Below are 11,757 nucleotides of genomic sequence, written 5' to 3'. Positions count from 1 at the left end.
GCGCCGGGTGGGTGACCTGGTCGGCGCACGGGGGGCGGCCGGTCGCGTGCCCGGTCACCGTGATGACGACTCCGGGGCGCGGGTCGCGACCGGACACTCGTGGGCCGTATTGGTGAGTTGCGCTCAATTCGAGAGACCACGATCGTTACAGTTTCAACCGTGACACGACCGATGGTGCCGGGTGACCAGACCGAGAGCCACGACGGGCGCACACAGCGCAGGCTCCGCAACCTCGACACGGTCCTGGAGGCGGTCCACAGCCTCTTCCTCGAGGGACGGGCGAACCCGTCGTCGGAGGAGCTCGCCGCACGGTCGGGAATCTCGCTGCGCTCGATCTACCGCTACTTCCCGGACCGCGAGCAGCTCCTGACGAGCTACCTGCGACACCGCTACGGCTCCCTCGAGCACTCCTTCTCCCTCGTCGACGTGGGCCAGGGGTCGCTGCCCGAGCGGATCGACCGGTTCGTCGCGCACCGCGTGCAGGTGCACCAGGTGATGGCGCCGACGGCGCGGGTGGCCGTGGCGGCGGCCCAGCAGGCGCCGCGGCTCGCCGAGATCGTCGTCCAGCGTCGCCACCAGCTGCGGACGTTGGTGGACGAGCAGTTCGCCGACGAGCTCGTCGACCCGTCCGGTGGGCCCCGCGACGGGGTCGCCGAGGCGATCGACCTGCTCTGCCAGTCCGAGTCCATCGAGACGCTGCACGTGGTCCGCGGCCTCGAGCTCGACCGCGTGCACGCCGTCCTGGTCGCCGGCGTCACCAGCCTGATCGCGTCCCGCTGACGCACCGGTCGCTCCCGCGCCGGAGGATTCCGGGAGGGCTCGGCGGTCGCTAGCGTCTGCGGATGGACGTGACCGTGCGCGCGGCGACCGACTTCGACGACGTGGCGTCGATGCTCGGGCCCAGGAACCCGACGTCCTCCGTCTGCTGGTGCCTCAGCCACCGCCTCGACTCCGCGACGAACCGCTCGCTGGTCGGGCCCGAGCGTGGCGAGCACGTGCGCCGGCTGGTCGAGCGCGACGTCGCGCCCGGCGTGCTGGGGTACGACGCCGACGGCACCGTCGTCGGGTGGGCCGCGGTGGCACCCCGCTCCGAGCTGCCGTTCGCCCGGTCGCGCAAGATCCCGCAGGTCGACGACCTGCCGGTGTGGTCGCTGTGGTGCGTGCGGGTGCGACCGGGCCACCGTGGCCGGGGCATCGCCCACCACCTGATCGAGGGTGCTGTGGCGTACGCCGCCGAGCGGGGCGCGCCGGCGGCCGAGGGCTACCCCGTCGACAACCGCGGCGAGAGGGTCGACCTGACGATGGCCTACGTCGGCACCCGGCAGCAGTTCGAGCGTGCCGGCTTCACCCTCGTGAGCCGCACCGACGCCGTGTCCGGCGGCTTCCCCCGGGTCGTGGTGCGTCGGACCCTGGCCTGACCGACTCGGGTGGGTCGGTGACGCATGTGGCCCCCGCAGCGGGGGCATGGCTCCACCAGGCGGGGTGGTTGGTTCGCGAGCACCGCCACGCCGAGGCGGCCCACGGTTCAGCCACGCAGCCGTGGGCCGCCGCCGGCGCCGGGTGCACCCGGGACCGGAGGGGGCGCGTCCGGTCGCACTAGGATCGGCCCCGTGACCACCGAGAAGTCCGCGGACGCGGTCCGCACGAGGATCGGTGAGCTCGTCGCCCAGCGCGACGACTCCCCGGCCTGGGGCGACGCCGACCTGCGCGCGATCGTCGACCTCGCGGTGCGGCTGCTGCCGAGGTGCGACCACGCCGGCATCACCATGACGACCCGCGACGGCGTGCGCACGGTGACGAGCAGCAGCGACGTGGCCCGCCAGGGCGACGACCTGCAGTCCGAGCTCGAGCAGGGCCCCTGTGTCGACGCGGCGGAGCAGCACGACGTGGTGCGGGTGGTCGACCTCACCGCGGAGACGCGGTGGCGGCAGTGGTCACCGCTCGCGTGGTCGCGGCTGGGGGTCCGCAGCATGCTGTGCGTGCCGATGTTCGGCGACCAGACCCGCAGCGGTGCGCTCAACCTCTACTCAGGACGGCCCGACGCCTTCGACCGCCGTGACCTTGAGGTCGCCCGGGCCTTCGCGGCCAGCAGCGCGCTCGCGACGGCGACGGTCGAGAAGTTCGAGCAGCTCGAGAACGCCATCGACAGCCGCACCATGATCGGACAGGCCGTCGGGCTCGTCATGGCGGCGTACCGCATCGACGACAAGGCGGCCTTCGAGATGCTCGTGACGATCTCGCAGCAGAGCAACACCAAGCTCTCGACCGTGGCCCGGAGGCTCCTCGAGCAGCACCAGGCCGGCGACTACCTCACGCCCTGAGGTCGAGCACGGAGGTCTGCCCGGCCCCGGGTCGGGGGAGCCCCGGGGCCAGGTGGCGCCGCCTTCCACGGCGGCGCCACGACGCGCACCACCCGCAGGCACGACGGGGCTCTGCTCGCCCGTCGTGCTCCCCGCGGGGGACGAGGGGCGGGTGGCGCGACAGGAGGGAGCACATCAGTTGTGCCCAACCCTTGTCACGTGGACGGGGCGGACCGGCCCCGCTGGTCTAGGTCGCGACGACCCTGGACAGGCCCCCGACCGGGGAGCAGAGTGGCGAGACCCCACCAGCTCGCAACGGTGCGAGCGCTAGGAGCGCAGCCATGAGTGGAAACCGCGTCGTCGTCTACAAGGGCCCGGGAGAGGTCGCCGTGGAGTCGGTCGACTACCCCGCGCTGGAGATCCCCCGCGAGGTCGCGGACCACTTCGGCATCAAGCGGGCCGCCCCCCACGCCGCGATCCTCAGGCTCGTCACCACCAACATCTGTGGCTCCGACCAGCACATGGTGCGCGGCCGCACGACCGCGCCGGTCGGGCAGTCGCTCGGCCACGAGATCACCGGCGAGGTCGTCGAGGTCGGCGACGACGTGCTCTTCGTCGGCGAGGGCGACATCTGCTCGGTGCCCTTCAACATCGCGTGCGGCCGCTGCCGCATGTGCAACGAGGGCAAGACCGGCATCTGCCTCAACGTCAACCCCGCCCGCGCCGGAGCGGCGTACGGCTACGTCGACATGGGTGGCTGGGTCGGCGGACAGGCGGAGTACGTCCTGGTGCCGTACGCCGACTTCAACCTGCTGCGCTTCCCCGACCGCGACCAGGCGCTGGAGAAGATCCTCGACCTGACGATGCTCTCCGACATCTTCCCCACCGGCTACCACGGTGCCTACACCGCCGGCGTGACGACGGGGTCGACGGTCTACGTCGCCGGGGCCGGGCCGGTGGGCCTGGCCGCCGCGCACGCGGCCCAGCTGCTCGGCGCTGCCGTCGTGGTCGTCGGCGACATGAACGCCGACCGGCTCGAGCAGGCCCGCAGCTTCGGCTGCGAGACCGTCGACCTGGGCTCGGGCGACGACCTCGTCGACCTCATCGAGGGCGTCGTGGGCGAGCGGGAGGTCGACGCCGCGGTCGACGCCGTGGGCTTCGAGGCCCGCGGTCACGGCGAGGGTGCGGCCGAGGCCCCGGCCACGGTGCTCAACGACATCATGACGATCTCGCGCGCCGGCGCCTCCCTCGGCATCCCGGGCCTCTACGTGACCGGCGACCCCGGGGCCGTCGACGACGCCGCCAAGGAGGGCCAGATCGGGGTCAAGCTCGGCCTGGGCTGGGCCAAGTCGCACGCCTTCGTCACCGGCCAGTGCCCGGTCAAGAAGTACAACCGGCAGCTGATGAACATGATCCTGTCGGGGAGGGCCGAGATCGCCAAGGCGGTCAACGCCACCACCATCAGCCTCGACGACGCCCCCCGTGGCTACCAGGAGTTCGACGCCGGGTCGGCGCGGAAGTACGTCATCGACCCCCACGGGATGGTCGCCTGACGGGTCGGCGCCGGGGGTGCAGGAGCGGCTCGACACGCGGCCGCCGGCGGCCGTCCGGGCTGCACTGCACAGGTGGGTGCACAGGCGGTGGACTCCGGGGCTGGTGTTGTTCGGCTTTCGGGGTACTACATGTGGGGCCGAGGCGGACGCCGTGCCTCAGTCGCCGCGCGAGTCCAGCGCCACGGCGGTGGCGTTGAGGCTGGCCCAGCCGAGGGTCACGGCCAGGACCTTGGTGCGGACCTGCGGGTCGCTGACCCGGCTCGACAGCAGCGCTGCGTCGCCGAGGTCCATGGCGATGCGCAGCAGCATCGCCGCCCGCACCACCTTCGGCGACCTCGCCTTGAGCGCGACGGTCGAGATCGCGAGGTCGCGCACCCCGAAGCTCTGCGCGAGCAGCTCGAGCCCGTCACGCTCACCCCGGTCGGCCTCGAGTGCTTTCCACAGGTGGTCGGGCTTGACCAGGGCGTAGCCGCCGTACGAGGCGGTGGCGGCGGACAGCAGGCGGCTCCAACGTTGGCTCATGCCCGGCCCGTACCCCGGATCGCGCGACGGGCGACGGGCGAGCGAGGCAGGGCTCCTTGGCACCCGCGTCCACGGGGTCCCGCGGTCAGGCCTGGACCACCTTCGAGCGGTAGCTCTCGATGATGTCCATGAACTCGCGCAGCTCGGGGTCGGGGACGCCGACGAAGTCGAGGGTCGCCTCGATCTCCTTGGCGACGGCGTCGAAGCCGGCGGCGTCGATGGCGAGGTGCTCGTGGGCGGTGTCCATGTCGTGGCCGACGTAGCACTTCGGGCCGCCTGCGGCCTCGATCGACCACGACGTCACGAGCCACTTGTAGCCGGCGGCGTTGGCCGGGTTGCCGTGGTGCTCGTGGACCCGCTCGTTGGCGTTGACCTTGACGTTCTGGAATAAGCGGTCGACCAGGATGTCGACGGCGCCGGCGATGCCGTAGCAGCCGCCGAGCCGCTCGTAGAGCGTGGCCTGCCCCGCTCGCTCGGGAGCCGTCGCGGGGTCGGCCTCGGGTGCCAGCCGACGGGTGTCGGGGACGTGGACGTCGGCGGGGGTGGTCGTCACGGGCTGCTCCCTCTGCTCGGGAGGCACCACCGGGTGGTGGTGCCGAGTTCGGTCGTGCCCAATCCATCACGAAGGTGACACGCATCACAACCCCCCGCTCGTCAGGCGGTCGCGACCGGGTACGTGGTCGGGCGTGACCCCGCCTCGAGAGCCCGCGCCGACGTGGCCCTGATCGACGGGCGGGCCGGGCTGGTGCTCACCGCGGCCCCCGGCACGGCCAGCACGGCGCTGCTCACGGCGTGGTCGCAGCAGCGGGACGCACGTGTGGTGCCGGCCGCGGGCGAGGCGACGTACGGCGTCGACGCGAAGCACGGCACCGTGACGGAGCTCGTCGCCGCCGGGCTGCTGCCCGCCGACCACGGGCTGCGGGTGGTGACGACGACGCGCAACCCGTTCGACTTCTACGTCGCCGAGCACGCCCGCACGCGCACCCGGTGGGTGCACGAGCTGCGCGACCCCGACTCGTGGGTGCACCGGGTGCCCGGCGCCGTCGACCGGATCGTCGACGCCGTCACGCTGGAGTTCCCGGACTGGCTGGCGCAGGCCGTCGGTGACCCGGCCGAGCCGCGTCGGGTCAACCGGGGGCACGTCGACGAGGCCGACGTCGTGCTGCGCATGGAGCACCTCGAGACCGACGTCCGCGACCTGCTCGACCTCGACCTCGCCGTGCCACCCACCAACGTCACCGACCGCGACCGTGCCTACTGGAGGGCGTACGACGCCCCCTCCCGCCGCCTCGTCGAGCAGGCCCACGCCACCGACCTGGCCCGGTTCGGCTACGTGTTCTGACGGGTCCTGCGGCGACGGACCGCCGCCCTTCGTGGCTCGCTGCGCTCGCACCTCAGGGGGCGGGGGTGGAGGGCCGGTCCCCGAGGAGGCCCGCGAGGGACGAGCGGGGTGTCACGAGGGGGCGCCCTTCGTGGCTCGCTGCGCTCGCACCTCAGGGAGCGGTGGGGCTCGCTGCGCTCGCACCTCAGGGAGCGGGGGTGGGGTGCCGGTCCCCGAGGAGGCCCGCGAGGGACGAGCGGGGTGTCACGAGGGGGCGCCCTTCGTGGCTCGCTGCGCTCGCACCTCAGGGAGCGGGTGGGCTCGCTGCGCCCACACCTCAGGGGGCGGGGGTGGGGTGCCGGTCCCCGAGGAGGCCCGCGAGGGACGAGCGGGGTGTCACGAGGGGGCGCCCTTCGTGGCTCGCTGCGCTCGCACCTCAGGGAGCGGTGGGGCTCGCTGCGCTCGCACCTCAGGGAGCGGTGGGGCTCGCTGCGCTCGCACCTCAGGGAGCGGTGGGGCTCGCTGCGCCCACACCTCAGGGAGCGGGGGTGCGGCCGCGGTGGACCCAGGCGCGGCGGGCGACCTCGAGGCCGACGACGGCGACGAGGAGCCAGACGACGACACCGGCGATGGCGACGGGAGAGGTGGGGTCGTCGAGCGACGAGCCGATGGCGGTGTAGGCGAAGGCGCGGGGTGCGGAGCCGACCAGCGTGCCGAGCACCACCTGCCAGGTCCGGACGCCGAGCGCGCCGAACGCGTACGACATCGGGGCGTCCGGCACGCCCGGCGTGAGCCGCTGCGCGGCGACGACGAGCAGACCGCGGCGCTCGAGCAGCCCCTCGGTGCGGGAGGCGCGCTCGACCCCGAGCACCGCCCGGGCGCCGTCCCGCCCGGCCGCGCGTCCGACGACCAGCGCGACCAGTGCCGTGCCGAGGGTCGAGCCGAGGGTGACGACGGTGCCGAGGACGGCGCCGAACAGCAGCCCGCTCGCCCCGGCCAGCACCGGGCCCGGGACGAGCACTGCCGCCAGCAGCGCGCCGACGACGACGTACGCCGCGGGTGCCAGCGGTCCGGCGCGGTCGACCGTGGCGCGCACCTCGGCCACGGAGACGACGTCGCCGAACCCGAAGACCGCGGCCGCGGCTCCCAGGACGAGCACCAGCAGGACGAGCCGCAGCCGAGGAAGCCGTCCGAGGGGTGGCGCCTGGTCGTCGCTCACGCCACCAGTCTGCCGGGGCGTCATGATCCACGGGTCTGGCGTCAGGATCGCGTCAAGGCCCTGGCGCGTCGTGGTCGGTTCGTGGCGCCCTGGGTGGATGGAGGACCAGACGCGCACGCGCGACCCGCTGGACGACACCGACGAGCGCGTGCCGGCGGTCCGGACCGGCCCCGACCGCCGCCTGGTGGTCGCGGCGGCGTTGCTGGTGCCACCGCTGGCCTGCCTCGCCCTCGTGCCGTGGCGCGAAGACGTCGAGGCGGCCAACGCAGCCCTCGTCCTCGTGCTCGTGGTCGTGGCAGTGGCCGCCACGGGGATCCGGGCAGCAGGGCCGTTGGCCGCACTCTCGTCCGCGCTCTGGCTCGACCTGCTGCTGACCCGACCCTACGGGCGACCCACCATCAGCGACCCCGACGACCTGCAGGCGGTGGTCGTGCTGACCGTCGTCGGGCTCGCGGTCGGCGAGCTCGCCCTGTGGGGACGACGGCAGCAGGGCGACGCCGGCCGGCAGGCCGGATACCTCGACGGGGTGACCCGGGCAGGGCGGATGGTCGCCTCGGGGGACGCACCGGCGGCGGCTGTGGGCACGTTCGTCGAGCAGCAGGTCGTCGAGGTGCTGGGAGCTGACTCCTGCGTCTTCCGGCGGCGACAGCCCGGCGGCCACCCACGGCTCCACCCCGACGGATCGGTGACCTGGGGTGAGCGCACCGTCGACGTCGACCGCAGCGGTCTGCCGGTCGGCGACGTGCTCGAGGTCCCCGTGCGCAGTGGTGGCGTGGTGCTGGGAGTCCTCCAGGTCACCGCCACCACCTCGGTCGCCTGGACCACGGCGCCCCAACGTGTCGTGGCGGCGGCCCTGGCCGACCAGCTCGGTGCGGCACTCGCGCGCACGCCCTAGCGACCCACGTCACGCCGGTGTCAAGACCACGTCAGGGCGTCCGCCGCGGGTGTCAAGAAGCCGTCAAGACGGCACCGGGGCGGTGCTCGACGGGCGTGTGATGTGGAGCGTGAACGACATCGTCTTCGTGCTCGTGACCCTCGTGGTCTTCGCGGCGCTCGCGCTGCTGGTCGGCATCCTCGCCCGCTTCGACGAGGAGGACCCCGCATGAGCGAGGTCGGCCTCGCCCTGGCCCAGGTCGCCTGTCTCGTGGTCGTCCTGGCACTGAGCGTGCCGCTCCTCGGCCGCTACCTCGCCCACACCTACACCTCCGAGGGTCACCTCGCCGTCGAGCGCGGCGTCTACAAGGTCATGCGGGTCGACGCCGACGCCGACCAGAAGTGGCGCAGCTACGCCCTCGCGGTGCTCGGGTTCTCCCTGGTCGGTGTGCTGCTGCTCTACACCCTGCTGCGGGTGCAGCAGTGGCTGCCGCTGTCGCTGGGCTTCGGCCCGCTGCCGGCGGACGGCGCGTGGAACACCGCGGTCTCCTTCGTCACCAACACCAACTGGCAGTGGTACTCCGGCGAGGCGGCCCTCGGCCACCTGTCCCAGATGACCGGCCTGACCGTGCAGAACTTCGTCTCCGCCGCCGTCGGCATGTCGGTCGCCGCCGCTCTCGCCCGCGGGCTGTCGCGCAGCGAGGCCGGGGGGCGGGTCGGCAACTTCTACGCCGACCTCGTGCGCACCGTCGTACGGGTGCTGCTGCCGTTCGCGCTCGTCGGCGCCGCGGTGCTCGTGGTGCTCGGCGTCGTCCAGAACTTCGCCTCTCCCCAGGAGGTCACGACCCTCACCGGGCAGACCCAGGCCATCACCGGTGGCCCCGTCGCCAGCCAGGAGGTCATCAAGGAGCTCGGCACCAACGGCGGTGGCTTCTACAACGCCAACTCCGCGCACCCGTTCGAGAACCCGACGGGGTTGTCCAACCTCTTCGAGATCTACCTGATCCTGCTCGTCCCGTTCTCGATGGCGGTGGCCTTCGGCCGCATCGTCGGCGACCGTCGCCAGGGCGTCGCGGTGCTGAGCGTGATGGCCCTGCTGCTCAGCACCTCGGTCGGCCTGCTGACCTGGGCCGAGCTCGCCGGGCCCGGTACGGCGCCGCAGCTGGCGGGCGGCGCGATGGAGGGCAAGGAGGTCCGCTTCGGGGAGGCCGCGTCCGCGCTGTTCGCCGCCTCGACGACCGGCACCTCGACCGGCGCCGTCAACGCGATGCACGACTCGCTCACCGCGCCGGGCGGCGGCGTCGCGCTCTTCAACATGATGCTGGGCGAGGTCTCGCCCGGCGGCGTCGGCAGCGGCCTCTACGGCATGCTGCTGCTGGCCGTCCTGACGGTCTTCCTCGCCGGCCTCATGGTGGGCCGGACGCCGGAGTACCTCGGCAAGAAGATCGGCCAGCGCGAGATCGTCCTGGTCGCGGGCTACGTGCTGACCACGCCGATCCTCGTGCTCGTCGGCAGCGCCCTGGCGCTCGGCACGTCCGCCGGCCTCGCCGGCCTGCAGGAGGACGGGCCGCACGGCCTGAGCGAGGCCTTGTACGCCGTGACGTCGGCCTCCAACAACAACGGCTCCGCCTTCGGCGGCATCACCTCCGGCACGCCCTTCTACAACTCGCTGCTCGGCACCTGCATGGCGCTCGGCCGGTTCGTCCCCCTGGTGCTGGTGCTCGCGCTCGCTGGGCGGTTCGCCCGGCAGGCGGTGCGCCCCGCCGGCCCCGGCACCCTGCCCACCCACCGTCCCCTCTTCGTCGTGCTGCTCACGGGCGTGGCCCTGGTCGTCGTCGGCCTGACCTACGTGCCCGTGCTCGCACTCGGCCCGATCGTGGAGTCGCTCTCGTGACAACGACCGCCCCTGCCCCCACCCCCTCCACGGAGGCCGCGTCCACGGGCGCCGTCTTCAGCCCCGCCCGGCTCGCCGAGGCGCTCCCCGGGGCGCTGCGCAAGCTCGATCCGCGGAAGCTGCTCGCCAGCCCCGTCATGCTGCTGGTGGAGGTCGGTGCCGTCGTCACCACCGTGCTCAGCGTCGTCGACCCCAGCTCGTTGGGCTGGCTGGTCACGGCCTGGCTGTGGCTGACGGTGCTCTTCGGCACCCTCGCCGAGTCGGTGGCCGAGGGTCGCGGCAAGGCGCAGGCGGCCAGCCTGCGGTCGCTGCAGCAGGAGACCCCGGCGCGACGACAGCGGCCGGACGGCACGGTCGAGGAGGTCGCGTCCACGTCGCTGCGCGCCGGCGACCTGGTCGTCGTCGAGGCCGGCCAGCGGATCCCCGGCGACGGCGAGGTCGTCGAGGGCGTCGCGTCGGTCGACGAGTCAGCGGTGACGGGTGAGTCGGCACCGGTGATCCGGGAGTCCGGCGGCGACCGATCGGCGGTCACGGGCGGCACCACCGTGCTCTCCGACCGGATCGTCGTGCGCATCACCTCCGACCCCGGCCACTCCTTCATCGACCGGATGATCGCCCTGGTCGAGGGGTCCGAGCGCCAGCGCACCCCCAACGAGATCGCGCTCAACGTGCTGCTCGGGTCGCTGACCATCGTCTTCGTCGTCGTCTGCGCGACGCTCTACGTCTTCGCCGACTACAGCGACGCCCCGCAGAGCGTGCTGGTGCTGGTCGCGCTGCTGGTCTGCCTCATCCCGACCACCATCGGTGCCCTGCTCTCGGCGATCGGGATCGCCGGCATGGACCGCCTCGTACGCCGCAACGTGCTCGCCATGTCGGGCCGGGCGGTCGAGGCCGCGGGCGACGTCGACGTGCTGCTGCTCGACAAGACCGGCACCATCACCCACGGCAACCGGCAGGCCAGCGAGCTGCTCCCGGTCGACGGCGTCTCCGCCGCCGAGCTCGCCCAGGCCGCGCTGCTGTCGTCGCTCGCAGACGAGACCCCCGAGGGCCGCAGCATCGTCGCCCTCGTCCGGGCCCAGCACGACACGGTGAGCGACGCGGCCGGCCGCTCCGGCGAGCTCGTCGAGTTCTCCGCCATGACCCGCATGAGCGGCCTCGACCTGCCCGACCGCAGCATCCGCAAGGGTGCCTCGTCGGCAGTGACTGCCTGGGTGCGCGAGGGTGGCCAGGACATGGAGAGTCCCCGCCTCGCGGAGCTCGTCGAGCGCGTCAGCGCCTCGGGCGGCACGCCGCTCGTGGTCGCGGAGCGCGCCGGCGGAGAACCTGCCCGGGTGCTGGGCGTCATCCACCTCAAGGACGTCGTCAAGCAGGACATCCGCGAGCGCTTCGCCGAGATGCGCGCCATGGGCATCCGCACCGTCATGATCACCGGCGACAACGCCGTCACCGCCAAGGCGATCGCCGAGGAGGCCGGGGTCGACGACTTCCTCGCCGAGGCGAGCCCCGACGACAAGATGCGGCTGATCAAGCAGGAGCAGTCGGGCGGCCGGATGGTCGCGATGTGCGGCGACGGCACCAACGACGCCCCGGCGCTCGCCCAGGCCGACGTCGGCGTGGCCATGAACACCGGCACCATCGCCGCCAAGGAGGCCGGCAACATGGTCGACCTCGACTCCGACCCCACCAAGCTCATCGAGGTCGTCGAGATCGGCAAGCAGCTGCTCATCACCCGCGGTGCGCTGACCACTTTCTCGGTCGCCAACGACGTGGCGAAGTACTTCGCGATCCTCCCCGCGATGTTCGTCGGCGCCTTCCCCCAGCTCGAGGTGCTCAACGTGATGCGGCTGTCGTCGCCGGAGTCAGCCATCGTCTCGGCCGTCGTCTTCAACGCGCTGATCATCGTCGCGCTGGTGCCGCTGGCGCTGCGCGGCGTGCGCTACCGCGCGACGTCGGCCGCCGCGCTGCTGCGCCGCAACATCCTGGTCTACGGCATCGGCGGGCTCGTCGCGCCCTTCGTGGGCATCAAGCTGCTCGACCTCGTCATCTCCCTGGTCCCGGGCCTCTGAGCCGCCGGA

Annotated in this window: 11 protein-coding genes; 8 read left to right on the top strand and 3 right to left on the bottom strand. The window is 73.0% G+C overall.

From position 1 onward, the window contains the following. The first annotated feature begins 159 nt into the window (after positions 1-159). The 4 genes from ACYU8I_RS08960 to fdhA all read left to right on the top strand — a co-directional run bounded on the left by ACYU8I_RS08960 (position 160) and on the right by fdhA (position 3,853). Positions 160-780, top strand: coding sequence for a TetR/AcrR family transcriptional regulator (locus ACYU8I_RS08960; RefSeq protein WP_460839723.1), 621 nt, complete (start codon positions 160-162; stop codon positions 778-780). Between the two features lie 62 nt (positions 781-842). Beyond that, positions 843-1,418, top strand: coding sequence for a GNAT family N-acetyltransferase (locus ACYU8I_RS08955; protein ID WP_460839721.1), 576 nt, complete (start codon positions 843-845; stop codon positions 1,416-1,418). A gap of 192 nt (positions 1,419-1,610) precedes the next feature. Next, positions 1,611-2,321, top strand: a complete 711-nt coding sequence (locus ACYU8I_RS08950; RefSeq protein ID WP_460839718.1) for a GAF and ANTAR domain-containing protein — start codon at positions 1,611-1,613, stop codon at positions 2,319-2,321. Between the two features lie 320 nt (positions 2,322-2,641). Next, a complete protein-coding gene (gene fdhA, locus ACYU8I_RS08945; RefSeq protein WP_460839716.1) occupies positions 2,642-3,853 on the top strand; it encodes a formaldehyde dehydrogenase, glutathione-independent in 1,212 nt (403 codons plus the stop codon). A 156-nt stretch (positions 3,854-4,009) separates the two neighbouring features. Here fdhA and ACYU8I_RS08940 read toward each other — a convergent pair whose 3' ends face one another. Both ACYU8I_RS08940 and ACYU8I_RS08935 read right to left on the bottom strand, forming a co-directional pair. Further along, on the bottom strand, positions 4,010-4,375 hold the full coding sequence (locus tag ACYU8I_RS08940; protein WP_460839714.1) for a hypothetical protein: 366 nt from the start codon (positions 4,373-4,375) through the stop codon (positions 4,010-4,012). Positions 4,376-4,460: 85 nt separating this feature from the next. Beyond that, positions 4,461-4,928 carry a group I truncated hemoglobin gene (locus tag ACYU8I_RS08935; RefSeq protein WP_460839712.1) on the bottom strand — a complete coding sequence of 156 codons (468 nt, stop codon included), beginning with the start codon at positions 4,926-4,928 and terminating at the stop codon, positions 4,461-4,463. Between the two features lie 162 nt (positions 4,929-5,090). Here ACYU8I_RS08935 and ACYU8I_RS08930 point away from each other — a divergent pair, with 162 nt between their 5' ends. Beyond that, a complete protein-coding gene (locus ACYU8I_RS08930; protein ID WP_460839711.1) occupies positions 5,091-5,717 on the top strand; it encodes a hypothetical protein in 627 nt (208 codons plus the stop codon). Between the two features lie 514 nt (positions 5,718-6,231). Here the strand turns inward: ACYU8I_RS08930 and ACYU8I_RS08925 are convergent. Beyond that, on the bottom strand, positions 6,232-6,915 hold the full coding sequence (locus ACYU8I_RS08925) for a TVP38/TMEM64 family protein (protein WP_460839709.1): 684 nt from the start codon (positions 6,913-6,915) through the stop codon (positions 6,232-6,234). 97 nt (positions 6,916-7,012) lie between these two features. On the opposite strand from ACYU8I_RS08925, the gene ACYU8I_RS08920 reads away from it, so the two are divergent. From ACYU8I_RS08920 to kdpB, 3 genes are all read left to right on the top strand, one after another. Continuing rightward, on the top strand, positions 7,013-7,810 hold the full coding sequence (locus ACYU8I_RS08920) for a DUF4118 domain-containing protein (RefSeq protein ID WP_460839707.1): 798 nt from the start codon (positions 7,013-7,015) through the stop codon (positions 7,808-7,810). 207 nt (positions 7,811-8,017) lie between these two features. Then, a complete protein-coding gene (gene kdpA, locus ACYU8I_RS08915) occupies positions 8,018-9,682 on the top strand; it encodes a potassium-transporting ATPase subunit KdpA (protein WP_460839705.1) in 1,665 nt (554 codons plus the stop codon). Continuing rightward, positions 9,679-11,748, top strand: coding sequence for a potassium-transporting ATPase subunit KdpB (gene kdpB / locus ACYU8I_RS08910; protein WP_460839703.1), 2,070 nt, complete (start codon positions 9,679-9,681; stop codon positions 11,746-11,748). The genes kdpA and kdpB overlap by 4 nt, the downstream gene beginning before the upstream one ends. Positions 11,749-11,757: the final 9 nt, after the last annotated feature.

Source organism: Nocardioides marmoraquaticus (genome assembly GCF_054777915.1).
Note: the sequence above shows the minus strand (reverse complement) of the source record. Positions and strands in the feature narration are given on the sequence as shown.